The following is a 24,766-nucleotide window of genomic DNA, read 5'->3' on the forward strand; positions in this document are numbered from 1 at the left end:
GGTGTCGCTGTTGGCGTCGATTCCAGGGCCACTGCCCGTGGTGTCGCTGTTGGCGTCGATTCCAGGGCCACTGCCCGTGGTGTCGCTGTTGGCGTCGATTCCAGGGCCACTGCCCGTGGTGTCGCTGTTGGCGTCGGCTCCAGGGCCACCGCTCGTGGTGTCGCTGTTGGCGTCGATTCCAGGGCCACCGCTCGTGGTGTCGCCGTTGGCATCGGTTCCAGCGCCACTGCCCGTGACTGTGGCTGTCTCTTCGTCGCTTGCTGACGCGGTGTTGCTCGTGCTTGCGGCGATACGCCCCTCGGGCGCGGACGGCTGGGTGAGGGCTGGGGTGCTGGGGCTGGTGGGGCCTGGGGTATTTGCGCTGCTGCTGGTGGGGATGTTCGTGCTGGTCGGAGCTTCCGGAGCTTCCGGAGCATCCGGAGCTGAGAGGTGGTTGAGGGTGCTGTCCGTGCTGGGCTGGGGGTTCGGGGTTGGGGAGGGTGTGGGTGGGGAGCTCGGATTGGGTGCGGTTTGCGCCGGGGTTTGGGGGGTGCCGGGAAGGATCAGTCGGACGACGTTGTTGGGGTGGCTGTCGAGGAGGCGGCGTACGTCGCTGTCGGAGATCAAGTCATAAGGCGGTGAAGTCACCGAGGCGGGGTCGTCGACGGTGAAGCGCACACCGCGGAACGGACGTAGCACCAGCCCATCGGGCACCGGCAGTTCAGGAGTCGCCATAGCGGGCATGTTCCCATAAAGGCCTGAGTCTTCCAGGGATTGCTCCAACGCCGTGGCGGTGCCCGGTTCCTCAGTGAATCGGCCGGATCTGTCGTCTGACGATGTAGGAGGCCTCACATATGAACCAAGGGAGAAACGTCCCCGATGATTCCCCGCGGACCCCTGCGGGTGACGTCTACGACTGGTACCAGCGCGGGGTCAAGCTACTGAGCGAGGGGAGCCCGGCGGCGGCTGCGGCGCTGCTGGAGCGGGCGGCTGAGGCTGAGCCTGAGTCGCGCAGTGTGCGGGAGGCGTTGGCTCGGGCGCAGTTCAACTCTCGGCAGTATGCGGAGGCGGCGGACAGTTTCCGGCGCATCGTCGCGGCCAATCCGACGGAGGATTACGCGTATTTCGGGTTGGGGCTGGCGTTGTGGCGTACGGGGGATATGGAGGGGGCGTTGGAGCCGTTGGCTATTGCTGTGGCTATGCGTCCTGATCACCGGCATTACGTGACGGCGTTGAAGAACGTGCGGGCGACACTCCGGGCTCGCAAGGCCATGTAGCCCTTCGGGTTGTGCCGGAGTTCGGGCCTTACGAGCGTGGTGGGGCTCAGGGCATAAGGGCGTGCCGCGTGGTTCAGGGCTGTGCTGGGTGCAGGCCGTGGGTTTGCCTGCGCACGGGCTACGGGGCAGAGACGTGTGGGTGGGTTGAAGGCCCTGCGTGCTGGTGCGCTGTGGAGTGAGGTGCTGGGTTGACGGTCGCTCGGGGTCCAGGCTTGACGGTCGTGTCGGGTGCTCGGGGTCGTGTGGGGTTGAGGGGTGCTCGGGTCGAGAGGTTCGGTATCTGGGCGGCTTGTTCGAGCGGGATGCTCGGGGTCGTGTGGGGTTGCGGGGTGCTCGCGGTCTGGCTTGAGGATGGTGCGCCCCGCTGGGGTTGAGGGTTGCTCAGGTCGGGGCTGGGGGCGTGCGGGGTAGCAGGTTGAGGGTCATGTGGGGCAGCGGTTAGGGGCGTGCGGGGTAGCGGTTGGGGGCGTGCGGGGTAGCGGTTGGGGGCACGCGGTATGGCGGGGTGAGGCCCTGTTGGGGTGGCGGGGTGGGGTGGCGGGGTGAGGTCCGGTTGGGGTGGCGGGGTGAGGTTCGGGTGGGGTGGCGGGGTGAGGTTTGTGCGAATGGTGGGGTGGGGTGGTGGATTGCGGTGTGATGGGGTGAGGTTCGGGCGGGTGGTGGGTTGTGGTGTGGGGTGGCTGGGTGGGGTTTGTAGGGTTTGGGGGTAGGGGTTGGGCGGGTTGATGGGTGGGGGCGCGGTGTTGGTTGATGGGTATGACACGTTGTTGCTTGATCTTGATGGGGTTGTCTATCTCGGGCGGCATGCCGTACCCAACGCTCCTCAAGCCCTTCATCGCGCGCATGACCAGGGTGTACGGCTGGCCTATGTGACGAACAATGCTTCTCGGACGCCGGGGGCCATCGCGGCGCACCTTGTGGAGCTTGGGGTTCCGGCCACTGCGGGCGATGTGGTCACTTCGGCGCAGGCTGCGGCTCGGGTTGTTGCCGAGCGGGTGGAGCCTGGGGCCAAGGTGCTGGTGGTTGGGGGGATGGGGTTGCGGCAGGCGGTGCGGGAGCGTGGGCTTACGCCGGTCACCACCGCCTGGGAGAAGCCGGTCGCCGTCGTGCAGGGGATCGCGCCTGGGCTTGACTACGGGCTGTTGTCCGAAGGGGTGCTGGCTGTGCGGCAGGGGGCGATGTTCATCGCCTCCAATGCGGACACCACCATGCCTACCGGGCGGGGGGAGTTGCCGGGCAATGGGGCGATGATCCGGGTGATCGTCACGGCTACGGGGGTTGAGCCGGAGGTGGCGGGCAAGCCGGAGCCGCCGCTGCACCGGGAGTCGATCATCCGTACGGGGGCGGTCAGGCCGCTTGTCGTGGGGGACAGGCTTGACACCGACATCGAGGGGGCTACCAATGCGGGGGTCGACAGTCTGCTGGTGTTGACGGGGGTGGCTACGGCGTTGGATCTGCTGACTGCCTCGCCTGAGCATCGGCCTACGTATGTGGGGGAGGATCTTGGTGCGTTGCATGAGGTCTATCCCGAGGTACGGCAGGGCGCTTGCGGGGGGTGGCAGGCCACGTGGAGTGATGGGGCTTTGCGGCTCGAGGGTCAGGGAGCGCGCATCGATGGGCTCAGGGCTGCTTGTGATGCCGCTTGGGCGGCGGCTGGGGAGAAGGCGCTTGAGGCGCAGGCTGTCCAGTCGGTGTTGGATGTCCTCGGCTGATCGCCGCACGCTGCGCAAACCCAGCGCTAACCGCCAAGAACGCCTGACAGGAAGACCCCTTCCTCCCTCACCTGCTCGCGCAGGTGAGGGAGATAAGAGAGCGCATGGGGGAGATGAGGGGGCTCGCAGGGGGTGATGCGAGAGGCCTGGGTTAGGCGTTGCAAGCCCCAACGCTAGCCGCCCAAAAACAAGGCGCTAGCCGCTCAGAGCAAGGCGCTAGCCGCCCAAAAACAAGGCGCCAGCCGTTCAAAACAAGGCGCCAGCCGTTCAAAGCAAGGCGCCAGCCGCTCGAAACCCAGGTGCTACCCCGCGACGCGGTCGCTGGTTTGGCGGCCGAATTGCCAGGCGCCCAAACCCAGCAACACCCCAGAAACCACCACCAACACCCCCAACGACCCAGGCACGGACACCACGAACCCCTCCAACGTCAACGCCCGCATCGCCTCGATCGCGTACGTGAGCGGATTGACCCGAGCCACCACCGCCATCCACCCAGGCATCGCCGACAACGGCACGAACGCGTTGCTCATGAACAGCAGCGGCAACGTGACGAACCCGGCGATCGCGAAGAACGTCCCATGCGACGGCACCGCATAAGCCAGCGTCATCGCCGCCGCAGTGAGCGCCAGCGTCAACACCCCCGCCGTGACCAGGATCGCCACCACCCCCAGGACACCGGACGCCGGCCGTACCCCCAGAAGGACCGCGACCAGGATGGTGACCAGCACCTGCGCCGTGTTCATCCCCAACTGGAACACGAAGCGGGAAATGATCAGCGAGCTGCGCCTGATCGGCATGCTGAGCAGCTTGTCCAGGTAACCGGTCTCCTTGTCGAAGAGCAGCGGCATCGCCGCCGTCACCCCGTTGCCCACGACGGTGAACGCGATCACGCCCGGCATCGCGAACGCCAGGTAGTCGGTGGTCCCGACCGCGCGGGCGTCCATGACGCCGCCGAGCGCCCCGGCGAAGAACACCATCCAGACAGCCGGCTGGAGGACGCTGAACAGCAGGTTCAGCCGCTCGCGAAGCAGGATGATCAGCCAGCGGCGGGACAGGGCGAGGATCTCCTGCATCAGAGCTCCCGGGTGTGGTGGAGGAAGACGTCGTCGAGCGACAGCGCGCCCAGGGCCGCCTTCAGCTCCCCTGGCGAACCGGCGGCCACGGAACGGCCGTGGTCGATGATCGTCAGGCGGTCGCAGAGCCGGTCGGCCTCGTCCATGTAGTTGGTCGCGAGCAACACCGTCATGCCTTCGTCGCACAGCGAACGGATGTGGTCCCACATGCGGTGCCGCGACTGCACGTCCAGGCCGAGCGTCGGCTCGTCGAGGATGAGCAGCTCCGGCCGGTGCAGCAGCCCGCAGGCCAGGTCGAGCCGCTTCTGCATGCCGCCCGAGTACTCCTGCACCAGCCGGTCGGCGTCCGCCGTCAGCCCGACCAGCTCCAGCACCTCGGCCGCGCGGGTACGCACCTGGCGGCGCGGCACGTGGTAGAGCGCCGCCTCGATCTCGGTCTTCTCCCTGCCGGTGAGCATGTAGTAGCCCATGGGGGAGACCTGCTGCATGACGTAGCCGATGCGCCGCCGTACCTCTCCCGCAGCGCGGACCACGTCGAACCCGCACACGGAAGCGCTGCCCGAGCTGGGCGGCAGCAGGGTGGCCAGCATCCTGATGGTGGTCGTCTTGCCCGCCCCGTTGGGTCCGAGCAGGCCGAAGACCTCGCCCGGCGAAACTTGGAGCTCCAGATCGGAGACGGCGGTCCTGTCTCCGAAGGAGCGGCTCAGTAAGGCGTCGATGATGAGACCCATGATCCGCCTATCCAGGAATAGTTAACGAATCCGTTAAACACTTTAGCAGGGGGCAGCGATGAAGACGGTCCGCTACCAGATGCGGCAGAAGATGTTCTCGATCGGCGACGACTTCTGGATCGAGGACGACCAGGGCGACAAGGTCTTCAAGGTGAACGGCAAGGCCATGCGCATCCGCGACACCCTCGTCCTGGAGGACCGGCAGGGCAACGAGCTGCTGAAGATCCAGTCGAAGCTGATCAGCTTCCGCGACAAGATGCGCATCGAGCGCGACGGCGACACCGTCGCCACCCTGCACAAGAAGCTGATCGGCATCCGCGACCGCTTCGAGGTCGAGCTGGCGTCAGGCGGCGAGCTCAAGGCCAAGGGCGACTTCGTCGACCACGAGTACGAGATCGACAGGGGCCGCGACACCATCGCCACCGTGTCGAAGAAGTGGTTCCGCGTCAGGGACACCTACGGCATCGAGGTCGACGCGGGGGAGGACCAGGCGCTGATCATGGCGATCGCGGCCTGCATCGACATGATCAGCCATGAGGGCCGCTAGAGCAGCCGGCGCAGCCTGAGCAGGTCGCCGAAACTCGCGTCGATCTTGACCCGGCCACCGAGCAGCGCTCTGGCCAGGTCGAGCTCGCCGTCGACCAGCGAGATCAGGTCGTCGCTGGCGATGGTGACCTTGACGTCGGCGTCCTTGCCGTCGGCCGGCGGCTGCTCGTCGAACGGGTCGAGCCCGCCGTGGTGCAGCCTGCCGTAGAACAGCACGCCCAGGTCGGAGACGCGGCAGCTCACCGTCCGCTCGACGACGTGCTTGGCCCTGCTCTCCTCGTCGATCTCGTCGAACTGGGCGACGAGCTTGGCCAGCGCGGCCCGGCACTCCTCGACACTTGCCATAGGCAACTCATCCTATCCACCACGGGCCGGTCGAGGTGCCGAGCCATGCCGGGAGGCGTTACGGTCGTGTCATGACTGAGCTGCCCGAGGAGACCGGCGACGAGCGCGTCGACGCCGTCATGGCCGGGCTCGGCCGGGTGACCGCACTGCCCGTCGGCGAGCATGTCCAGGTGTTCGAGGAGGCCTTCTCCGCGCTGGAGGAGACCCTGGGCTCCGTGGACGACGCGTGAGCGAGCCTTCGAGGGAGGGCCGATGAGCCGCCGTGTCCGGCTGGACAGCGAGCTCGTACGGCGGGGCCTGGCCAGATCGCGCGAGCAGGCCGCCCAGCTCATCGAGGCGGGCCGCGTCACCGTCGGCGGCCAGGTGGCGGGCAAACCGGCCACCCAGGTCGACACCGCCGCCGCCCTCGTCGTCACCGAGTCGCCCGACGGCCCCGACTACGTTTCGCGCGGAGCGCACAAGCTGCTCGGCGCCCTGGAGGCGTTCCCCGCCCTGAAGGTCGAGGGCCGCCGCTGCCTCGACGCGGGCGCCTCCACCGGCGGCTTCACCGACGTGCTGCTGCGCAACGGCGCCGCGCACGTCCTGGCCGTCGACGTCGGGTACGGCCAGCTGGCCTGGTCGCTGCGCACCGACGACCGGGTGACCGTCATGGAGCGGCTCAACGTCCGCGACCTGACGCCCGAGCTGCTGGGCGAGGCGCCCACGCTGGTCGTCGGCGACCTGTCGTTCATCTCGCTGCGCCTGACGCTGCCCCCGCTGGCGGCCGTCGCCGCGCCGCTCGCCGACTTCGTCATGCTGGTCAAGCCGCAGTTCGAGGTGGGCAAGGAGCGGGTGGGCGCCGGAGGCGTGGTGCGCGACCCCGAGCTGCGGGCGCAAGCCGTACGGGATGTGGCAGCCAAGGCGCACGAGCTCGGGCTTTCCGTCCGTGGCGTAACGGCCAGCCCGCTGCCCGGACCTTCTGGCAATGTCGAGTACCTGCTCTGGATGGGCAAGGGAGAGGGGGAGCCCCCCGTGGCCGACCTCGAGGGCGAGATCGTGCGGGCAGTCAGCGAAGGGCCGCAATGAACAGGACAGTGCTGGTCACCGCGCACACCGGGCGCGGCGCGGCGGTCGAGAGCGCCAAGCTGGTCATCGATCGGCTGGTTGACGCGGGGCTGAGCGTGCGCGTGCTGGAGTCGGAGGCGCCCGAGCTCGGCAACGGCAGCGTCGAGGTCGTCTGCTGCGAACCGGCCGCGGCCAAGGACGCCGAGCTCATCATCGTGCTCGGCGGCGACGGCTCGCTGCTGCGTTCCGCTGAGATCGCCCGCCCGGCGGGCACCCCGCTGTTCGGCGTCAACCTCGGCCACGTCGGGTTCCTGGCCGAGGCGGAGGTCGAGGACCTCGCGGCGGCGGTCGACTCGGTCGTGGCCGGCCGCTACGACGTGGAGGAGCGCATGACGCTCGACGTCGTGGCCAGGCTCAACGGCCAGGTCCTGGCCGACACGTGGGCGCTCAACGAGGCGACGGTGGAGAAGCGCGAGCGCATGCTCGAGGTCGTCACCGAGATCGACGGCCGCCCGCTGTCGCGCTGGGGCTGCGACGGCGTCATCTGCGCCACCCCGACCGGCTCGACCGCTTACGCTTTCAGCGCAGGCGGCCCGGTGGTCTGGCCGGAGGTCGAGGCGCTGCTCGTGGTGCCTATCAGCGCACATGCCCTGTTCGCCAAACCGCTGGTGGTTTCGCCGCGTTCGTCGCTCGCCGTGGAGATTCTCCCGGACACGCCCGGAGGCGTCCTCTGGTGCGACGGCAGACGCCGCTTCGACCTGCCTTCGGGCTCGCGCATCGAGGTCAGGAAGTCCGACGTTCCGGTACGGCTGGCGCGGCTTCACGGCATCGAGAGCACCGGGGCGCCCTTCACGGATCGGCTGGTCGCGAAGTTCGAACTACCCGTTCAGGGGTGGCGCGGAAGGGTGCGACCCTGAGTCAATAGTGCTCGGAGAGCGTAGGATCACATGCGCACAGGTGTTCGGCTGAGCGCAGGAGCGAGGGACGGGCCGTGGGTTCCGAAGCGAGCGCGACCATAAGCACAGTGAAGGAAGTGGCCAGTGCGACCTAGGGTCGAGGAGGTCCGCATCCAGGGTCTCGGCGTGATCGACGAGGCCGTTCTCGAGCTCTCTCCGGGATTCAACGTGGTCACCGGCGAGACCGGCGCGGGCAAGACGATGGTCGTGACCGGGCTCGGGCTGCTGTTCGGCGGCCGCGCCGATCCTTCGCGCATCCGCCCAGGCGCCGACAAGGCGACCGTCGAGGGCACGCTCGTCGTCGACCCGGCGGGCCGCGTCGCCCAGCAGGTGGAGGACATCGGTGGCGAGGTCGAAGAGGGCGAGCTGATCATCTCGCGCACCGTCTCCGCCGAAGGGCGCTCGCGCGCCTGGCTGGGCGGGCGCACCGTTCCGGTCGGCACGCTCACCTACCTCGCCGACGACCTGGTCGCCGTGCACGGCCAGATGGACCAGCAGCGCCTGTTGCAGTCGGCCAGGCAGCGCGCCTCCCTCGACCGCTACGCGGGCGAGGAACTGGTCAAGCCGCTGCGCGCCTACACCCAGACCTACCGGCGGCACAAGGAGGTCGGCGCGCTGCTGGCCGAGCTGACCACCCGCGCCAAGGAGCGCGCGCAGGAGGCCGACCTGCTGCGCTTCAGCCTCGACGAGATCGAGAAGGCCGACCCCAAACCGGGCGAGGACGTCGACCTGCGCGCCGAGGAGGAACGGCTCTCGCACGCCGACGCCCTGCGCGGCGCCGCCACGACCGCGCACACCGCGCTCCTCGGCGACCCCATGGAGTCCTCAGGCGGCACCCACGACGTGGCCTCCCTGCTCGGCCAGGCCCGCTCGGCCGTCGAGGCGGTGCGCGACGTCGACCCGCAGCTCGCGCAGATGGCCGACCGCCTCGCCGAGGCGGGTTACCTCATCTCCGACGTCGCCACCGACCTGGCCGCCTACGCCGAGTCCATCGAGGCCGACCCGGCCAGGCTCGCCTCCGTGCAGGAGCGCAGGGCGGTCCTGACCAGCCTGGTCAGGAAGTACGCGGAAGACAGCGCGGGCGTGCTGGCCTGGGCGCAGCGCTCCGCCGCGCGCCTGTCGGAGCTGGAGGGCGACGACGACCGCATCGTCGAGCTCGACAGGGAGCACCAGGAGCTCACCGCCCGGCTGACCGAGCTGGCCGGCGAGCTGACCCGCATCCGCACCGCGGCGGCCGAGCGGTTCGGCAGCGCGGTCACCGAGGAGCTGACCGCCCTGGCCATGCCACACGCCAGGGTGATCGTGCAGCTGAGCGAGGCAGGCGAGTTCGGCCCTGACGGCGTCGACGAGGTCGAGCTGCGCATGGCGGCCCACCCGGCGGCGCCGCCGCTGCCCCTCAACAAGGGCGCATCGGGCGGTGAGCTGAGCCGCGTCATGCTCGCCATCGAAGTCGTCTTCGCCGGCGCCGACCCGGTGCCGACGTTCGTCTTCGACGAGGTGGACGCCGGGGTCGGCGGCAAGGCGGCGGTCGAGATCGGCAGGCGCCTGGCCAGGCTGGCGCGCACCGCGCAGGTCATCGTCGTCACCCACCTGCCGCAGGTGGCCGCCTTCGCCGACCAGCACCTGGTGGTGGAGAAGGCCAGCGACGGCAGCGTCGTGCGCAGCGGCGTCGTGACGCTCAACCACGAGGGGCGGGTGCGCGAGCTGTCGCGCATGCTGGCAGGCATGGAAGATTCCGAACTGGGCAGGGCACACGCCGAAGAACTCCTCGATCTGGCCGCTGCCGACAGGTGATCCTGCGTGACATAACAGACACGCCGCGCAGTGCAGGGCCCTCCGGCTCCTTCACTCTGGCAGGATGGTCTTGATGAAGGTTCCGGGAAGCAGAGTGCCGGGCCTCCGCGGGCGGAAGGTCGACGACCTTCCCGGCATCTCGGCAGTGGCTCGAATCGATCGACGGACCAAGAGGCTGACCAAGCGCCTCAAGTCCGGTGAAATCGCGATCATCGACCACGTCGACGTTGACCGAGTCAGCGCGGAGGCACTCGTGGCGTGTGGCGCGGCGGCCGTCGTCGACGTCGCCTCAGGCATCAGCGGCCGCTATCCCAACCTCGGGCCGCAGATCCTGCTCGACGCCGGGGTGCCGTTCGTCGACAACGCCTCGTCCGAGCTGTTCGAGCGCATCAAGGACGGTGACACCGTACGGCTGTGCGACGGGGTGCTCTACCTCGCCGAGGAGATGGTCGGCAAGGGCGACGTGCAGACGGCCGACAGCGTGGAGGCCGCGCTGGCCGAGGCGCGAGCCGGACTTTCCGTACAGATCGAGGCGTTCGCCGTCAACACGATGGAGTACGTTCGCGGTGAGGGAAAGCTTCTCATCGACGGAGTCGGCGTGCCGGAGATCCGTACCCCCATCGACGGCAGACACGTTCTCATCGTCGTGCGCGGCTATCACTACAAGGAAGACATCGCCACGCTGCGCCCCTACATCAGGGAATACCGCCCGGTGCTCATCGGCGTGGACGGCGGCGCCGACGCCCTGATCGAGGCAGGCTACCTGCCCGATCTCATCATCGGCGACTTCGACTCGGTCTCCACCAAGGCGCTCACCTGCGGCGCCGAGCTCGTCGTGCACGCCTACCGGGACGGCCGCGCCCCCGGTCTGGAGCGGGTGCACCAGCTCGGCAGGGAAGCGGTCCTGTTCCCCGCGACCGGCACCAGCGAGGACATCGCGATGTTGCTGGCCGACGACAAGGGCGCCGAGCTGATCGTCGCCGTCGGCACCCACTGGACGCTCGAGGAGTTCCTCGACAAGGGCCGCTCCGGCATGGCCAGCACCTTCCTCACCAGGCTGCGCATCGGCAGCAAGCTCATCGACGCCAAAGGCGTCAGCCGGCTCTACCGCAGCCGGATCTCCATGCCTTCGCTGCTCCTGCTCGCCTTCGCCGCCCTGATCACGATGGGTGTCGCGCTCGGCGTCTCACCGATCGGCCAGACCTGGTTCAGCGGGCTGCAGGACACGTGGAACGGCTTCATCTTCTGGCTGGTCGGACTCTTCTCGTGATCGATTTCCGCTATCACCTCGTCTCCATCGTCGCGATCTTCCTCGCGCTCGCGACCGGCATCGTGCTGGGCACGACGTTGCTGCAGGAGCCGGCGCTCGAGTCGGCCCAGGGGCTGGTCGAGAGCCTGACGGCGGAGAAGGCCGACCTGCGCGCCCAGCTCGACGTCGAGCGCAGCAGGCAGCGCGGCAACGACTCCTTCGTCAGCGCCGTCACCCCGCAGCTCGTCGCCGGCGACCTGGCCGGCCAGCGCGTCGTGCTGGTGGAGGCGGCGGGCGCCAACACCACCGTCCGCGAGGCGCAGCAGCTGGTCCTGGAGCAGGCGGGCGCGATCATCACCGGGCGGGTCACGCTGACCGAGAAGTTCGTCGACCCCAAGCGCAGCGGGCTGCTCGACGAGCTGGTCACCACGATCAAGCCGAGCACGGTCACGTTCCCGGCCACCGCGACCCCCTACGACAAGGCGGGCATCCTCCTGGCGGCCGCGCTGGTCACCAACGACGCCGCGCAGGCGGGCACGGTGAACACGGCCACGGCCGACGTCCTGGCCAGCTTCGAGCAGGGCGGCTTCCTGACGATCGAGAAGGACCCGGCCAAGCGGGCCACCACCGCGGTGGTGTTCGCACCGGAGAAGCCGTACGAGGGAGAGAGCGCCGAGGTCCAGGCCAACGCCATCGTCTCGGTGGCCTCGGGGCTCGACGCCGGCAGCAAGGGCGCGGTCGTGGGCGGCAACCTGGCCTCGGCCACCGCCGTCGGCGGGGTGATCGCGGCGCTGCGCGACAACAACGAGCTCGTCAAGACCATCTCCAGCGACGACAGCATCGACATGCCCGCCGGGCGGGTCGTCGTCGTCTTCGCCCTGCAGGAACAGCTGGCCGGCGAGTCCGGCCAGTACGGGCTCGGCGCGGACTCCTCCGCTTTCCAGCCGCCGATCCCCACCCCGTCCCCCACCCCCACCTCGTCAGGGAGCTGACATGGCCCGTGCGTTGCTGAGCGCGCTGGCGGGCGCCGCGATCGGCGCGATCGCCGCCAAAGCCGCCTACACCGCCCTCACCCGCCGAAAGGTGGACCAGAAGGACGACCGCTGGGCGCGCACCAACCACAGGGGCGAGCAGCTGACGCTGCTCGAAGGCCCGGCGTTCGTGGCCGGCGCGAGCGCGGGCGCGGCCCTGGCTCCCGGCCTTCCCGCCCGGGTACGGCTGGCCGCCGTCCTGGCCGGAGCGGGCAGCGGGGCGCTCGGCGCCTACGACGACCTGTACGGCGCGACCGCCTCCAAAGGCTTCAAGGGGCACCTGAGCGCGCTGGCGCGCGGCGAGGTCACCAGCGGGGCCGTCAAGATCCTCGGCATCGGCGCGACCGGGCTGGCCTCGGCCGCGCTCGTGTCCAGCGGGCCGGTGGACACCCTGGTCAACGGTGCGCTCGTTGCGGGCAGCGCCAACCTGGCCAACCTGTTCGACCTGCGGCCGGGCCGGGCGATCAAGGTGGGGCTGCTCACCGGAACGCCCCTGCTCGCCCTGTCCGTGCTGCGCGGCGACGCTGTAGCCGCCGGACTGGTGGCCGTACCGCTCGGGGCGGCCGTCGCGCTGCTGCCCGAGGACCTGGGCGAGCGGGCCATGCTCGGCGACGCGGGAGCCAACGCGCTCGGCGCGCTGCTCGGGCTCGCCGCGGCCACCCGGCTGGGCCGTCCTGGCAGGCTCGTGCTGCTCGGCACGGTCGCCGCGCTGACCGCCGCGTCCGAGAAGATCAGCTTCACCCGCGTGATCGCGGGCAACCCCGTGCTCAACCGCCTCGACATGCTCGGTCGCCGCCCCGTCGCCCCATGAACTGTCGGCCCCGCCTGACAGGATGGCCCGCATGAACGAACGGGTCGCGCGGGGGGTCGCGGGTTCTGCCGTGCTCATCGGCGCGATCACGATCCTGGCCAGGGTCGCCGGGTTCGCCAAGCAATACGTCTTCGCCAACACCGTGGGCACCAACTGCCTGGCCACCGCCTACTTCACCGCCAACCAGATCCCCAACATCGTCTTCGAGGTCGTCGTGGGCGGGGCGCTGGCCGGGATGGTCGTCCCGGTGCTGGCGGGGCGGTCGGCCGACGTGGGGCGGATCAGTTCCGCGCTGCTGACCTGGGTGCTCGTGGTGCTGGTGCCGTTGGGGGCGCTGACGGCGCTGCTGGCTGGGCCGATCATCGGGCTGTTCTTCGGCGACGGCGTGTGCGCCGGCGGCTCGGAGGTGGCCACCCGGATGCTGGTGGTCTTCGCGCCGCAGATCCCTTTGTACGGCGTGGCCGTGGTGCTTTACGGCGTGCTGCAGGCGCACCAGCGGTTCGCCGGGCCCGCGGTGGCGCCGCTGGTGTCGAGCATCGTGGTGATCGCCGCCTACCTGCTGTTCGTGCCGCTGGACGCCGGGGTGCTGCCGGGTCAGCTCGCCACTCCCGCCGCTGAGCTGGCGTTGTCGGTGGGGACCTCGCTGGGGGTCGTGGCGCTGGTCGTCAGCGTGGTGGGGCCGGTGCTGGGGCTGCGGCTGCGCTGGCGGCCGACGTTGTCCTTTCCGCCGGGCGTGGCCGTACAGGTGCGTCGTCTTGCCCTCGCCGGGATCGCCGGGCTCGTGGCGCAGCAGGCGGCGATGGCGTTGGTGGTCTTCCTGGCGAACGATGTGGGGACCGGGGCGATCGCGGTCTACAACTACGCGTGGGCCGTCTACCTGGTGCCCTACGCGGTGCTCGCCGTGCCCATCGCGACCAGCGCGTTTCCCGGGTTGTCCGCTCGGGCGTCCGATGGGGACGTCGACGGGTTCGCGTTGCTCGCCGCGCGGACGACGCGGGCGGTGGTGCTGGTTTCCGGGCTGGCCGCGGGGGTGCTGGCCGGGGTGTCCTCGCCTGGGGCGATCGTGTTCCTGGGGTTCAAGACCGATGTGGCGCCTGCGGAGCTCGCACGGGCTGTCGCGATGTTCGCGCCTGGGCTGATCGGTTATGGGCTGATCGCGCATCTCAGCCGGGTGTTGTACGCGGCTGGGCGCGGGCGGGCGGTCGCGGTGGGGACGGTGGCGGCGTGGCTCGTCGTCATGGTGGCGCAGACGGTCTTCGTTCATCTGTTTCCCGCCGGGTGGAAGATCGGCGGGATGGCGCTGGGGATGACGGTCGGGATGACGGTCGGCGGGGTTCTGCTGCTGGCGTCGGTGGTGCGTGCGCGGGGGCGGGCCGCGGTTTCTGGGTTGGGGAGGGCGGCGGCCGCCGGGGTGGGCGGGGCTGTGTGCGGGTACCTGGCGGGGGCTGGGGTGGTGGCTGGGCTGGACGCGGAGGGGTTGTGGGGGAACCTCGGGGCGACGGTGCTGGCCGGGGTCGCGGCCGTGGTGGTGGGTGCGTTGGTGGCGGCGCTGGTCGACCGCCCGGACGCCCGGACGCTGGTGTCCCTCGTCCTGCGGCGCGGGGGGTCACGATGACGGTTGTGCGGATTGGCCGCTCCGCTGGGAAGGGCTGGGCTCCCCGCGAGGGGTTGGGGTCCCCGCGAGGGGTTGGGCTCCTTGGGATGGGCTGGGGCCCATTGTGGAGGGCTGGACTCCTTGGCAGGAGCTCCTCGGAAGGGATGCCGGGTTCAGGGGGATACTCGCTCCTCCCGCACGTCGCCTTTGCGCACCCGCGCCCTGCGCCCGCGTGCGGGTTTGTGTCGCTTCTTCTGCTCGCGTGCGGGTCTCGCCGCTCCTGGGCGTCGCGTTGTCGGAGGATGGCTCTGGACGGATTGTGGGCAACCGCGAGGTGCTCGCAGCGAGGAGCCTGCGGCCACCTTCGGGGTGAGGGCGTCTTCGACGGCGGTCTTAGACGGCGGTCTTCGGGGGGACCTCTCGTTGCCCCCGGCGCAGCAGGGGAGTGGTGAGCGCGTGGTCAGGGTGGAGAAGTAGGGATGGGAGCGGTTGTGCGGGTGGCTTTCGTGCTGGGCACCACGTCCGGCGGTACGGGCAGGCACGTGCTCATGCTGACCGAAGGCCTGGTACGGCGCGGCCACCAGGTGGTCGTGATCGGCCCGCAGAGCGTCGAGGACGCCTTCGGGTTCACCAAGGCCGGAGCGCGGTTCGTCGCGGTGGCCGTGTCCGATCGGCCGCATCCGGTCAACGACCTGCGTGCCGTACTCGCTGTCAGGCGGTTGACGCGGGAGGCGGACGTCGTTCACGCGCACGGGCTGCGGGCGGGAGCCCTGGCGGCGCTGGCGGGGCGGGGGCCGAGGCTCGTGGTCACGCTGCACAACGCGCTCACCGCCGGGGGGATGGTGGGGGCGGTGTACGCGGCGCTCGAGCGCATCGTGGCTCGGCGGGCGGATCGGGTGCTGGTGGTGTCTCCCGACCTGGGGGAGCGGATGCGGGCGCTCGGGGCTCGGGACGTGTCCGCGGCTGTGGTGCCCGCGCCTGATCTGCGTCCGGCGGTGCGGACGCCTGCCGAGGTGCGGGCGGAGCTCGGGGCTGGGGATCGGCCCATCCTGTTGAGCTTGGCGCGGCTGGCTCAGCAGAAGGGGCTCGAGGTGCTGCTCGACGTGGCGGCCGGGTTGGACGCCGTGTTGTTCGTGATCGCGGGGGATGGGCCTTTGCGTGGGGAGTTGAAGGGGCGGATCGACGCTGAGGGGTTGCCTGTGGTGTTGCTGGGCAATCGGGGGGATGTGCCTGATCTGCTGGGGGCGGCTACGGCTGTGGTCTGGCCGAGCCGGTGGGAGGGGCAGCCGTTGAGCCTCAGCGAGACACTGAAGGCCGGGCGTCCGGTGATCGCCACGGCTGTGGGGGGGATTCCTGAGCTGGTGGGGGAGGCGGGGGTGCTGGTGCCGTTCGGGGACGTGGCCGCTATGCGCTCCGCCGTACAGGAGATCATCTCCGACCCGGAGCGGGCGGAGAGCTTGGCGCGGGCTTCGGCCCGTCGTGGGGCGGAGTTGCCCACGGCTGACGACGCTGTGGTGGCGGCGCTCTACGCCTACGGGAGCTGACGGCCCTCACAAGGCTGGAGGGCAGCGCATTCGCGCCCCTCGCGAGCGCAGGCGCCGCCCGGTTGGGCGTGCACGCTCGGTGAAGCACGTGTGGGCCGGTCGAGCGCTCCAGCGCGCTCGCCCTCACAAGGGCTGGGCCCAAGGCGGGGGCCAAGGCGGGCTGGGGCCTGAGGCGGGGCTGGGGCCCAGAGGGCTGCGTGTGTCCCGGGGTTGGTCCCCGCGGGCATGCGTCCCGTCGGGGAGCTACACGGGGGTGTGTTCGCAGCGTGGAGGGCGTTTTGAGGGAAGGGTTGCGGTTTGTGATGGATCGATAGCGGCGTGTATGGGATTTGCCAAGAAGACCTGGAAGATTAGGCACCGCTTACTGGTTCTCCTATACTGCGTGGGTTAGGGAGGGGAGTATCCCTTCGCGGTAGCCTCGTCATCACGGTGCAGCCCCACTCCACGGGGCCCCCGGGGCTACCGGTCCGCGGTGTCCAGCTGGCGGGAGAGACCTCCGGCAGTCAGTCATGCGCGCCGGAGGGATTGACAGATCGTGGCCGTACCTATGTGGGCCTGGCTCGCCGTAATCGGTGGCCTCCTCGTTGTGATCGCCGTCGACCTATGGATCGTCGACCGTGGTGAAGCCCGTGAGTTCTCCATGCGACAGGCGGGATTCTGGGTCACCTTCTACGTGGCGCTCGCCGCCGTTTTCGGAGTGGTCCTGTGGTTGACCCTCGGTGGTGACGCGGCAGGGCAGTTCTTCGCCGGATACATCACCGAATACAGCTTGAGCGTCGACAACCTGTTCATCTTCTTCATCATCATGAGCCGCTTCGCCGTACCGCGCGCTTACCAGCACAAGGTGTTGCTCGTCGGCATCCTGCTCGCGCTGGTCATGCGCGGCATCTTCATCGCGCTCGGCGCCGCCGCCCTGACCCGGTTCAGCTGGCTCTTCTACGTCTTCGGCGCCTTCCTCATCTACACCGCGGTCAACCTGGTCAGGCAGCACCTGAAGGGCGATCACGACGAGTTCAACGAGAACGTCCTGCTGAGGTGGGTGCGCAAGGCGTTCCCGACCACCGAGGGGTTCGTCGGCTCCAAGGTCACCGTCAAGGTCGACGGCCGGCGCATGGTCACGCCGATGCTCATCGTGATGGTCGCGATCGGCACCACCGACCTGCTGTTCGCCCTCGACTCCATCCCGGCGATCTTCGGGCTGACCCAGGACCCCTTCATCGTCTTCGCGGCCAACGCGTTCGCCCTGATGGGGCTGCGTCAGCTGTACTTCCTTCTGGGCGGGCTGTTGCAGCGCCTGGTGTACATCAGCTACGGGCTGGCGTTCATCCTCGGTTTCATCGGGGTTAAGCTGATTCTGGAGGCATTGCACGCCAGCCATGTCTCGTGGGCGCCGGAGGTGCCGATCTCGGTCTCACTCGGCGTCATCGGCGCGACCATGGTCATCACCACGGTGGCGAGCCTTCTCAAGTCCCGCAGCGACGCGCGGAAGAGCAAGGAAATCACCACCTCAGCGGATGCGAACCAGGGCTAGCCAACCGGCCTGAGAGGCGCTTTGCTTGTCTGGTTGCGGCGTGAAAGAGTTGCGAGTTCTGTAACATCACGGCAAAGCGCCCAGTCCTTAGTCACCATCAAAGGTTGTCCGTGTCAGACGATTCTGCTAACCCAGGCCGCGTGCGGCTCGCCCGCGGCGTCTCCCCGTGGCTCTTCCCGACCGTGGCAGCGGCCGGTGTCACCGCGCTGCTCAGCGGCCGTGACCGGCGCTGGGCGCTGGCGGCCGTGCCGCTCACCGCGCTCACCGGGGCCATGCTCTGGTTCTTCCGCGACCCTGACCGGACGCCCGGTCAGGGCAGGGTCCTGTCGCCGGCCGACGGCGTCGTCCAGAGCATCGACCCGTGGCCGGACGGCCGCACGCGCGTGGCGATCTTCATGAGCCCGCTGAACGTACACGTCAACAGGGCGCCTCTTGCGGGAACGGTCACCTCCGTGCAGCATGTGGCTGGTGGGTTCCTGCCGGCTTTCAACAAGGACAGCGACCAGAACGAGCGCGTGGTGTGGCATTTCGAAACCGCGCTCGGTGACATCGAGATGGTGCAGATCGCGGGCGCGGTGGCGCGGCGGATCGTGCCCTACGTGAGTGCGGGCGCCAAGCTCTCCCAGACCGAACGGATCGGCCTGATCCGGTTCGGCTCGCGCGTCGACATCTACCTGCCGGAGGGAATCGCTCCGGCGGTGGCCGTGGGTGAGAAGACGGTGGCGGGGGTGACCAGAATTGACCGCGGCTGACGCCAGTGGTTGGCAAGGCCAGGACGAGCCTCAAGGGCCGGTCGGCAAGGCGTTCCGGCTGTCAGCGGCCGACTCGCTCTCGCTGGGCAACGCGCTGTGCGGCTTCCTGGCCGTGTGCCTCCTCGCGTCCTCGGCGATCGAGTCGCTGAAGGACGGCAAGGGCCTGATCGTGGCCCCCGGCTTCTTCGCGACGGCGGTCGTCCTGCTGCTGATCGGCGCGACCTGCGACCTGTTCGACGGCCTCGTGGCCAGGCGCTTCCGCGCCTCGGCCATGGGCGCCGAGCTGGACAACCTGGCCGACGTGATCAGCTTCGGCTTCGCCCCGGCGTTCATGATCGTGATCTGGGGTGGTTTCACCGACAAGGTGGAGCTGTGGGCGGTCATCGGCGCGGCGGCAGCCGTACTGATCGCGGGAGTCGTACGGCTGGCGCGGTTCGCCTGCGTCAAGACCAAGAGCGGCGACTTCATGGGCCTGCCCATCCCGATGGGCGCCATGACGGTCATCTCGATCGTCATGCTGTTCCAGCCCAGCTACCCGGCGCTCATCGCGCTGCTCGGCGTGGCCTGGCTGATGGTCAGCCGCATCGAGTACCCCAAGCCCAAGGGCCAGCTCGCCGCGGTCGTGCTCGGCTGGATCATGGTGAACGTGGCTTTCCTGACGTTCTGGGTGGCCTTCCCCGAGGGCGGCGACCTGCCGATCAAGGTGGGGGCCAGCATGCAGATCGCGCTGGTGGCCGCGATCCCGCTGCGCATGCTCTTCTACAAGCGCGAGCAACGTAAGGCCAGCAAGGTCTGACCCGTTCTACTGTGAGGTCATGCCCCGCGAACACACGCGCACGTACTTCCTGTCGAGGCTGGCGGGGGAGGTGGAGTCGCGGGGCCTGACCGCCACGCTGCGCTCCGACCCGCCCGCGCTGAAGATCAGCGATCCTGACACGGCGATGCTGACCGAGACGGTCGACTGCGTGCCCTTGTCGGACGGCTGGTTCTACCGCTGGTCGTGGGGCGAGATCCTCGGCCTCGCCGACGACCCCGCCACCGCGGCCCAGCGCATCGTCACGGTTCTTTCCCGGTACGGCTGAGCTACCAGCCGCGGGCCTTCCATTCGGGGAGGGAGGGGCGTTCTGTGCCGAGGGTGGAGTCCTTGCCGTGGCCCGGGTAGAACCAGGTCTCGTCGGGCAAGGCGTCGAAGAGGCGCTCCACCACGTCGGTGTAGAGCTGCGTGAAGCGCTCCGGGTCCTTCTGGGTGTTGCCGACGCCGCCCGGGAACAGGGAGTCGCCGGTGAACAGGTGGCCGTCATAGTGCAGGGCGATCGAGCCGGGCGTGTGGCCGCGCAGGTGGATCACCTCCAGGTCGATCTCGCCGACCGCGATCGTGTCGCCGTGTTCGACCGTACGGCTGGGCGTCACGGGCAGCGCCGGGGCGTCGAGCGGGTGGGCGATCGTCTGCGCGCCGGTCACCTTGGCCACCTGCTCCAGGGCCTGCCAGTGGTCGCCGTGCTGGTGGGTGGTGACGATCGTGTCGAGCTCACCGGCGGAACCGTCGCCGAGCAGCGCCAGGAGGCGGTCGGCCTCGGCTGCCGCGTCGATGAGCAGCTGGCTGCCGGTCACCGTACAGCGCAACAGGTAGGCGTTGTTGTCGAAGGGTCCTACGGCCAGCTTGGAGATCGTCAGGCCCGGCAGCTCACGCACATCGGCCGGGCCGCCGACCTGGACGTCGCCTGTATAGGTCATGGGTAGTCCTCCGGGGGTGTCGCTGGAAGATCGGCGGGGGCGGGCAGCGTCAGCCACGCGGGTGCGGCGGGCACACTCATCCGCCCCTCTGACCCCACCCTAATCCCCTCGCCGGACGAGCGCCCGGTCAGCCAGGCCAGCACCGCCGACGGCGAACCGGCGACGGCCGGGCCCTCGCCGAGGCCGGTCCAGGTCTCGGAGGGGAACCTGATCTCGCTCACCGTGCTCGACGCCCGGTCCCAGGAGGCGCGGCAGTCGTGCAGCTCCCGCCGAACGAAAACCGGGGGCCAGTCGGCCGGGCCGTACCCCGCGCCGAGGTCCACGTGGTGGATCTCCACCTCGCGCAGCCTGCGGACGAGGATGTACCAGGCGGGGTGCGGCGGCGGGCGCAGGCCGCTGACGGTCGCGCTCCAGGCCGATTCCGGCAGATCTCGTACGGCTCCCGCCAGCCGGGCGGCGCCGTCGCGGAGATCGGCGAGGTGCTCGGCGACCGGCCTGGGCGCGAGCGCCTCGATCTCGTCGGCCCTGGCCGCGAGGCTGGCGTACTGCGGGGTCTCGACGCCGGTCCTGGCCCAGGTCAGCAGGTTGAGGTGGGCGTCGGCGTTGCGCGCCACGTGGGCGAGCACGTGTCCCCGGCTCCAGCCGGGCAGTAAGGACGGCTGGGAGACGTCCGTCAGGGACGCGACGGTGGCCAGGAAGCGGTTGGTGGCCGCGGCGAGTTCCGCTTGAAGCGAGGGGAGAACGCTCATAGGAGATCCTTACCGGGCATAAAGCCGCACGTCACGTGGTTGAAACCCGAAGGACTCCTGCTGCCCTCTGATAAAGCCGTAACCTGTTGAGGGGCACCAGATTTCGCCGGGCCACCGAAATTGTCGTAGCCCCCGTCTACCATCCCCGCTGGACCTATCCGCCTATCGACATCCGGGATCGCTGTGGCAGACCGCCTGATCGTGCGTGGCGCACGTGAGCACAACCTCAAGGACGTCTCGCTTGACCTCCCGCGAGACTCTCTGATCGTTTTCACCGGCTTGTCCGGCTCCGGGAAGTCGAGCCTTGCCTTCGACACGATCTTCGCGGAGGGGCAGCGGCGTTACGTCGAGTCCCTGTCCGCCTATGCCCGGCAGTTCCTCGGCCAGATGGACAAGCCGGACGTCGACTTCATCGAGGGGCTGTCCCCTGCCGTCTCGATCGACCAGAAGTCGACCAGCCGCAACCCCCGTTCGACCGTCGGCACCATCACCGAGGTCTACGACTACCTGCGCCTGCTGTGGGCGCGCATCGGCAAGCCCCACTGCCCGACCTGCGGCAGGCCGATCGCCAGGCAGACCCCGCAGGCCATCGTCGACCGCGTGATGGAGCTGGAGGAGGGCACCCGCTTCCAGGTGCTCGCGCCGGTGATCCGCGGGCGCAAGGGCGAGTACGTCGAGCTCTTCCGCGAGCTGCAGACCAAGGGCTTCGCCCGCGCCCGGGTGGACGGCGTGATCATCAGGCTCGAAGAGCCGCCGACGCTGAAGAAGCAGGAAAAGCACGACATCGAGGTCATCGTCGACCGCCTGTCGGTCAAGGAGTCCGCGGTGCGCAGGCTCACCGACTCGGTGGAGACGGCGCTGCAGCTGTCCGGTGGCACGATCACGCTGGAGTTCGTCGACCTGCCCGAGGACGACCCGGCGCGCGAGCGCTTCTACTCCGAGCACCTCTACTGCCCCTACGACGACCTGTCGTTCGAGGAGCTGGAGCCGCGGTCGTTCTCCTTCAACTCGCCCTTCGGCGCGTGCCCGGAATGCACCGGCCTGGGGACCAAGATGGAGGTCGACCCCGAGCTGGTCGTCCCCGACCCGGAGAAGACGCTGCGCGAGGGCGCGCTGCACCCGTGGGCCGGCGGCCACACCAGCGAATACTTCATCAGGCTGATCGAGGCGCTCGGCCTGGCCATGGGGTTCAACCTCGACACGGCGTGGGAGAAGCTGCCGAAGCAGGCGCAGAAGTCGCTGCTGTTCGGCCACGAGGAGCAGGTGCACGTCCGCTACTCCAACCGGTACGGCAGGCAGCGCTCCTACTACACCACCTACGAGGGCGTCATCCCGTGGGTGCAGCGCAGGCACGCCGAGGCGGAGAGCGACGCCAGCCGGGAGCGCTACGAGGGCTACATGCGGGAGATCCCGTGCCCCACCTGCCAGGGCAAGCGGCTCAAGCCGGTCTCCCTCGCGGTGACCGTGGCAGACCGGTCGATCGCCGACGTCTCGGGCATGTCGATCGGCGAGTGCGCGGCGTTCCTGTCCCAGCTGGAGCTGTCCGACCGCGACATGCAGATCGCCGAGCGGGTGGTCAAGGAGATCAACGCCCGCATGGGCTTCCTGCTGGACGTGGGTCTCGACTACCTGACCATGGACCGCGCCTCGGGCACGCTGGCCGGTGGTGAGGCGCAGCGCATCAGGCTGGCCACGCAGATCGGCTCCGGCCTGGTCGGCGTGCTGTACGTCCTGGACGAGCCGTCCATCGGGCTGCACCAGCGCGACAACATGCGGCTGCTCGACACCCTGATCAGGTTGCGCGACATGGGCAACACGCTGATCGTGGTCGAGCACGACGAGGACACGATCGCGGCGGCCGACTGGGTGGTCGACATCGGTCCCGGCGCGGGCGAGCACGGCGGCCAGGTCGTCGTGTCGGGCACCGTACAGGATCTGCTGACGTCGGAGACGTCGCTGACCGGGCAGTACCTGTCGGGGCGCAAGAGCATCGCGATCCCGCCGAAGCGCCGCAAGCGCGACAAGAAGCGGCAGATCACGGTCAAGGGAGCGCGGGAGCACAACCTCCAGGGGGTCGACATCGACTTCCCCCTCGGTGTGTTCACCGCGGTCACCGGGGTGTCGGGGTCGGGCAAGTCGACGCTGGTCAACGACATCCTCTACACGGCGCTGGCCAAGGAGCTGAACGGCGCGCGCGGCGTGCCAGGACGGCACTCGAAGATCGTCGGCATGGACCAGGTGGACAAGGTCGTGCACGTCGACCAGTCGGCGATCGGGCGCACGCCGCGCTCCAACCCGGCCACCTACACCGGGGTCTTCGACCACGTGCGCAAGCTGTTCGCGGCGACGACCGAGGCGAAGGTGCGCGGGTACCAGCCCGGGCGCTTCAGCTTCAACGTCAAGGGCGGGCGCTGCGAGGCGTGCGCGGGTGACGGCACGATCAAGATCGAGATGAACTTCCTGCCGGACGTGTACGTCCCGTGCGAGGTGTGTCACGGCGCCCGGTACAACCGGGAGACGCTGGAGGTGCACTACAAGGGGAAGACGATCTCCGAGGTGCTGGACATGCCGATCGAGGAGGCCCTGGGGTTCTTCGACGCGATCCCGGCGATCAAGCGGCACCTGCAGACGCTCAACGACGTCGGGCTGGGTTATGTGCGGCTGGGGCAGCCCGCGACGACGTTGTCCGGTGGTGAGGCGCAGCGGGTCAAGCTGGCGTCGGAGCTGCAGCGGCGGCAGACGGGGCGGACGATCTACGTGCTCGACGAGCCGACCACCGGGTTGCACTTCGAGGACATCCGGCGGTTGCTCGGGGTGCTCGGGCGGTTGGTGGACGGCGGGAACACGGTGATCGTCATCGAGCACAACCTCGACGTGATCAAGACGGCTGACTGGATCATCGACATGGGGCCCGAGGGTGGGTCTCGTGGCGGCACGCTGGTGGCCACGGGGACGCCGGAGGACGTGGCGCTGGTGGAGGGGAGCCACACGGGGCACTTCCTGCGCAAGATCCTCTCCATCTGACCACCGCGCCGCATCGCCCTGCCCGGCGAGTGTGTGACGGGCAGGGTGTACGGCAGGCACGACGGGCCGGGCGTCTTCCCATAGGGCCCACATGCCCCCATGGGAGATTCGCGGGGTCCGTCGCGCAGGCGCCCCTCGTGGAGCGGTTGACAGGGGTTTGGAGGGCGGGGGACGCTGCTGGGGTGATCTTGCCTCTCCTGCGGTCCCTCGTCGCGATCGACTCCGTCAACCCCGCCCTGGTCTCCGGCGGCGCGGGTGAGGGGGAGATCGCGGCGTTCTGTGCGGAATGGCTGGCCGGGCACGGGTTCGAGGTGCACCGGCTGGAGGAGACGCCGGGCAGGCCGTCCATCGTCGGCGTCGCCAAGGGCGCCGGCGGCGGGCCGTCGCTCATGCTCAACGGACACCTCGACACCGTCGGCCTCGCCGGCTACGACGGCGACCCGCTCGAACCCGTCGAAAGAGACGGGCGGCTGTACGGGCGGGGAACGTACGACATGAAAGGCGGGCTCGCGGCGATCATGGTCGCCGCCGCCACGGCAGCACGTCAACGGCTGCGCGGTGACGTGCTGGTCGCCTGCGTCGCCGACGAGGAGCACGCCAGCTCCGGCACCGCCGAAGTCCTGAAGAGCTTCACCGCCGACGCCGCCGTCGTCGCCGAGCCCAGCGACCTCGAAGTCACCCTGGCGCACAAGGGCTTCGCCTGGTTCGACGTCGAGATCCAGGGGCGCGCCGCCCACGGATCCCGCCCCGACCTGGGCATCGACGCCATCGCCAAGGCGGGTCACCTGCTCGTGGCGCTCGACGGGTGGCGCAGCGAGCACACCCACCCCCTGCTCGGCCGGGGCACCGTACACGCCTCCATGATCAGCGGCGGCCGGGAGGCCTCCACCTACCCCGCCACGTGCCGCGTCACCGTCGAGCACAGGACCGTCCCGGGCGAGGACGCCCAGGCGGAGCTCACCGCGCTGCTCGACCGGCTGGCGGCGACCGTACCCGACTTCCGCTACCGCCTGGAGCCCGGCCTGGTCAGGCGCCCGTTCGAGGCCGACAGGGACGCGACCATCGTGCGCACCCTCCTGGCCCAGGCCGGGCCGGCGGTGATCAGGGGCGAGCCGTTCTGGACCGACTGCGCGTTGCTCGACGAGGCCGGCATCCCCTGCCTCCTGTACGGCCCGGCCGGCGAGGGGGCGCACGCCGCGACCGAGTGGGTGGACCTCGCCTCCGTCGAGCGGGTGGCCCGCGTCCTGGCCGCGACGGCCGTGGAGTTCTGCGGCACCTGAGTGAGGGACC

The 24,766-nt window shown here is 69.5% G+C and carries 24 protein-coding genes; 18 read left to right on the forward strand and 6 right to left on the reverse strand.

Features of this window, described 5'->3' with window-relative positions; translation table 11 throughout:
* The coding region (locus ACIBG8_RS00050) for a DUF1015 family protein (protein WP_397343876.1) at positions 1-723 on the reverse strand (723 nt) is incomplete at its 3' end.
* A 110-nt stretch (positions 724-833) separates the two neighbouring features.
* Between ACIBG8_RS00050 and ACIBG8_RS00055 the strand changes: the two genes are divergently transcribed.
* Both ACIBG8_RS00055 and ACIBG8_RS00060 read left to right on the forward strand, forming a co-directional pair.
* Complete coding sequence (locus tag ACIBG8_RS00055; protein ID WP_397340167.1) at positions 834-1,256, forward strand: tetratricopeptide repeat protein; 423 nt, start codon at positions 834-836, stop codon at positions 1,254-1,256.
* A gap of 725 nt (positions 1,257-1,981) precedes the next feature.
* Positions 1,982-2,968: an HAD-IIA family hydrolase gene (locus ACIBG8_RS00060; protein WP_397343877.1), complete on the forward strand. Its 987-nt coding sequence runs from the start codon at positions 1,982-1,984 to the stop codon at positions 2,966-2,968.
* Between the two features lie 302 nt (positions 2,969-3,270).
* Here ACIBG8_RS00060 and ACIBG8_RS00065 read toward each other — a convergent pair whose 3' ends face one another.
* A complete protein-coding gene (locus tag ACIBG8_RS00065; protein ID WP_397340168.1) occupies positions 3,271-4,041 on the reverse strand; it encodes an ABC transporter permease in 771 nt (256 codons plus the stop codon).
* On the reverse strand, positions 4,041-4,772 hold the full coding sequence (locus ACIBG8_RS00070; protein ID WP_397340169.1) for an ABC transporter ATP-binding protein: 732 nt from the start codon (positions 4,770-4,772) through the stop codon (positions 4,041-4,043). The genes ACIBG8_RS00065 and ACIBG8_RS00070 overlap by 1 nt, the downstream gene beginning before the upstream one ends.
* A 58-nt stretch (positions 4,773-4,830) precedes the next feature.
* On the opposite strand from ACIBG8_RS00070, the gene ACIBG8_RS00075 reads away from it, so the two are divergent.
* Positions 4,831-5,319: an LURP-one-related/scramblase family protein gene (locus tag ACIBG8_RS00075; protein WP_397340170.1), complete on the forward strand. Its 489-nt coding sequence runs from the start codon at positions 4,831-4,833 to the stop codon at positions 5,317-5,319.
* Here the strand turns inward: ACIBG8_RS00075 and ACIBG8_RS00080 are convergent.
* Entirely contained in the window at positions 5,316-5,663 is a 348-nt protein-coding gene (locus ACIBG8_RS00080; protein WP_397340171.1) for an SCP2 sterol-binding domain-containing protein, read from the reverse strand. The two genes, ACIBG8_RS00075 and ACIBG8_RS00080, sit on opposite strands and share 4 nt — an antisense overlap.
* 71 nt (positions 5,664-5,734) lie before the next feature.
* Here ACIBG8_RS00080 and ACIBG8_RS00085 point away from each other — a divergent pair, with 71 nt between their 5' ends.
* The 13 genes from ACIBG8_RS00085 (at position 5,735) to ACIBG8_RS00145 (ending at position 19,051) form a co-directional block, all read left to right on the forward strand.
* The gene (locus ACIBG8_RS00085) at positions 5,735-5,893 is read left to right on the forward strand and encodes a hypothetical protein (RefSeq protein WP_397340172.1); all 159 of its coding nucleotides are present in this window, start codon (positions 5,735-5,737) and stop codon (positions 5,891-5,893) included.
* Positions 5,894-5,915: 22 nt separating this feature from the next.
* Positions 5,916-6,728, forward strand: a complete 813-nt coding sequence (locus ACIBG8_RS00090) for a TlyA family RNA methyltransferase (protein WP_397340173.1) — start codon at positions 5,916-5,918, stop codon at positions 6,726-6,728.
* Positions 6,725-7,624, forward strand: coding sequence for an NAD kinase (locus tag ACIBG8_RS00095; RefSeq protein WP_397340174.1), 900 nt, complete (start codon positions 6,725-6,727; stop codon positions 7,622-7,624). Before ACIBG8_RS00090 ends, ACIBG8_RS00095 begins: the two co-directional genes overlap by 4 nt.
* Before the next feature lie 123 nt (positions 7,625-7,747).
* Complete coding sequence (gene recN, locus ACIBG8_RS00100; protein ID WP_397340175.1) at positions 7,748-9,457, forward strand: DNA repair protein RecN; 1,710 nt, start codon at positions 7,748-7,750, stop codon at positions 9,455-9,457.
* A gap of 73 nt (positions 9,458-9,530) precedes the next feature.
* Positions 9,531-10,727, forward strand: coding sequence for a putative cytokinetic ring protein SteA (gene steA / locus ACIBG8_RS00105; protein ID WP_397340176.1), 1,197 nt, complete (start codon positions 9,531-9,533; stop codon positions 10,725-10,727).
* Positions 10,724-11,698, forward strand: coding sequence for a copper transporter (locus ACIBG8_RS00110; protein ID WP_397340177.1), 975 nt, complete (start codon positions 10,724-10,726; stop codon positions 11,696-11,698). Before steA ends, ACIBG8_RS00110 begins: the two co-directional genes overlap by 4 nt.
* Position 11,699: 1 nt before the next feature.
* On the forward strand, positions 11,700-12,548 hold the full coding sequence (locus ACIBG8_RS00115) for a hypothetical protein (RefSeq protein ID WP_397340178.1): 849 nt from the start codon (positions 11,700-11,702) through the stop codon (positions 12,546-12,548).
* A 31-nt stretch (positions 12,549-12,579) separates the two neighbouring features.
* A complete protein-coding gene (gene murJ / locus ACIBG8_RS00120; RefSeq protein ID WP_397340179.1) occupies positions 12,580-14,163 on the forward strand; it encodes a murein biosynthesis integral membrane protein MurJ in 1,584 nt (527 codons plus the stop codon).
* A 458-nt stretch (positions 14,164-14,621) separates the two neighbouring features.
* The gene (locus ACIBG8_RS00125) at positions 14,622-15,686 is read left to right on the forward strand and encodes a glycosyltransferase (RefSeq protein ID WP_397340180.1); all 1,065 of its coding nucleotides are present in this window, start codon (positions 14,622-14,624) and stop codon (positions 15,684-15,686) included.
* A 535-nt stretch (positions 15,687-16,221) separates the two neighbouring features.
* Positions 16,222-17,217 carry a TerC family protein gene (locus ACIBG8_RS00130; RefSeq protein ID WP_397340181.1) on the forward strand — a complete coding sequence of 332 codons (996 nt, stop codon included), beginning with the start codon at positions 16,222-16,224 and terminating at the stop codon, positions 17,215-17,217.
* Positions 17,218-17,357: 140 nt separating this feature from the next.
* On the forward strand, positions 17,358-17,969 hold the full coding sequence (locus ACIBG8_RS00135; RefSeq protein WP_397340182.1) for a phosphatidylserine decarboxylase: 612 nt from the start codon (positions 17,358-17,360) through the stop codon (positions 17,967-17,969).
* The gene (pssA, locus tag ACIBG8_RS00140; protein ID WP_397340183.1) at positions 17,956-18,765 is read left to right on the forward strand and encodes a CDP-diacylglycerol--serine O-phosphatidyltransferase; all 810 of its coding nucleotides are present in this window, start codon (positions 17,956-17,958) and stop codon (positions 18,763-18,765) included. Before ACIBG8_RS00135 ends, pssA begins: the two co-directional genes overlap by 14 nt.
* A 19-nt stretch (positions 18,766-18,784) precedes the next feature.
* Positions 18,785-19,051: a hypothetical protein gene (locus ACIBG8_RS00145; RefSeq protein WP_397340184.1), complete on the forward strand. Its 267-nt coding sequence runs from the start codon at positions 18,785-18,787 to the stop codon at positions 19,049-19,051.
* A gap of 1 nt (position 19,052) precedes the next feature.
* Here the strand turns inward: ACIBG8_RS00145 and ACIBG8_RS00150 are convergent, their stop codons facing one another.
* Together ACIBG8_RS00150 and ACIBG8_RS00155 are read right to left on the reverse strand one after the other, a co-directional pair.
* Positions 19,053-19,703 carry an MBL fold metallo-hydrolase gene (locus ACIBG8_RS00150; RefSeq protein WP_397340185.1) on the reverse strand — a complete coding sequence of 217 codons (651 nt, stop codon included), beginning with the start codon at positions 19,701-19,703 and terminating at the stop codon, positions 19,053-19,055.
* Positions 19,700-20,452, reverse strand: coding sequence for a maleylpyruvate isomerase family mycothiol-dependent enzyme (locus ACIBG8_RS00155; RefSeq protein ID WP_397340186.1), 753 nt, complete (start codon positions 20,450-20,452; stop codon positions 19,700-19,702). Before ACIBG8_RS00155 ends, ACIBG8_RS00150 begins: the two co-directional genes overlap by 4 nt.
* 183 nt (positions 20,453-20,635) lie before the next feature.
* Here ACIBG8_RS00155 and uvrA point away from each other — a divergent pair, with 183 nt between their 5' ends.
* On the forward strand, positions 20,636-23,476 hold the full coding sequence (gene uvrA, locus ACIBG8_RS00160; protein WP_397340187.1) for an excinuclease ABC subunit UvrA: 2,841 nt from the start codon (positions 20,636-20,638) through the stop codon (positions 23,474-23,476).
* A 182-nt stretch (positions 23,477-23,658) separates the two neighbouring features.
* A complete protein-coding gene (locus ACIBG8_RS00165) occupies positions 23,659-24,756 on the forward strand; it encodes a M20/M25/M40 family metallo-hydrolase (RefSeq protein ID WP_397340188.1) in 1,098 nt (365 codons plus the stop codon).
* The last annotated feature ends 10 nt before the right edge of the window (positions 24,757-24,766 follow it).

The sequence above is a fragment of the Nonomuraea sp. NPDC050556 genome, from assembly GCF_044457355.1.
GTDB lineage: Bacteria > Actinomycetota > Actinomycetes > Streptosporangiales > Streptosporangiaceae > Nonomuraea.

Excerpts from the sequence above, each read along its gene's own strand:
- ACIBG8_RS00055 (WP_397340167.1), top strand. The coding sequence starts at position 834 with ATGAACCAAGGGAGAAACGTCCCCGATGATTCCCCGCGGACCCCTGCG.
- ACIBG8_RS00155 (WP_397340186.1), bottom strand. The coding sequence starts at position 20,452 with ATGAGCGTTCTCCCCTCGCTTCAAGCGGAACTCGCCGCGGCCACCAAC.
- murJ (WP_397340179.1), top strand. The coding sequence starts at position 12,580 with ATGAACGAACGGGTCGCGCGGGGGGTCGCGGGTTCTGCCGTGCTCATC.
- ACIBG8_RS00145 (WP_397340184.1), top strand. The coding sequence starts at position 18,785 with ATGCCCCGCGAACACACGCGCACGTACTTCCTGTCGAGGCTGGCGGGG.
- ACIBG8_RS00115 (WP_397340178.1), top strand. The coding sequence starts at position 11,700 with ATGGCCCGTGCGTTGCTGAGCGCGCTGGCGGGCGCCGCGATCGGCGCG.
- ACIBG8_RS00085 (WP_397340172.1), top strand. The coding sequence starts at position 5,735 with ATGACTGAGCTGCCCGAGGAGACCGGCGACGAGCGCGTCGACGCCGTC.
- ACIBG8_RS00075 (WP_397340170.1), top strand. The coding sequence starts at position 4,831 with ATGAAGACGGTCCGCTACCAGATGCGGCAGAAGATGTTCTCGATCGGC.
- ACIBG8_RS00125 (WP_397340180.1), top strand. The coding sequence starts at position 14,622 with ATGGGAGCGGTTGTGCGGGTGGCTTTCGTGCTGGGCACCACGTCCGGC.
- steA (WP_397340176.1), top strand. The coding sequence starts at position 9,531 with ATGAAGGTTCCGGGAAGCAGAGTGCCGGGCCTCCGCGGGCGGAAGGTC.
- ACIBG8_RS00150 (WP_397340185.1), bottom strand. The coding sequence starts at position 19,703 with ATGACCTATACAGGCGACGTCCAGGTCGGCGGCCCGGCCGATGTGCGT.
- ACIBG8_RS00060 (WP_397343877.1), top strand. The coding sequence starts at position 1,982 with ATGGGTGGGGGCGCGGTGTTGGTTGATGGGTATGACACGTTGTTGCTT.
- ACIBG8_RS00070 (WP_397340169.1), bottom strand. The coding sequence starts at position 4,772 with ATGGGTCTCATCATCGACGCCTTACTGAGCCGCTCCTTCGGAGACAGG.
- ACIBG8_RS00095 (WP_397340174.1), top strand. The coding sequence starts at position 6,725 with ATGAACAGGACAGTGCTGGTCACCGCGCACACCGGGCGCGGCGCGGCG.
- ACIBG8_RS00065 (WP_397340168.1), bottom strand. The coding sequence starts at position 4,041 with ATGCAGGAGATCCTCGCCCTGTCCCGCCGCTGGCTGATCATCCTGCTT.
- ACIBG8_RS00090 (WP_397340173.1), top strand. The coding sequence starts at position 5,916 with ATGAGCCGCCGTGTCCGGCTGGACAGCGAGCTCGTACGGCGGGGCCTG.
- ACIBG8_RS00080 (WP_397340171.1), bottom strand. The coding sequence starts at position 5,663 with ATGGCAAGTGTCGAGGAGTGCCGGGCCGCGCTGGCCAAGCTCGTCGCC.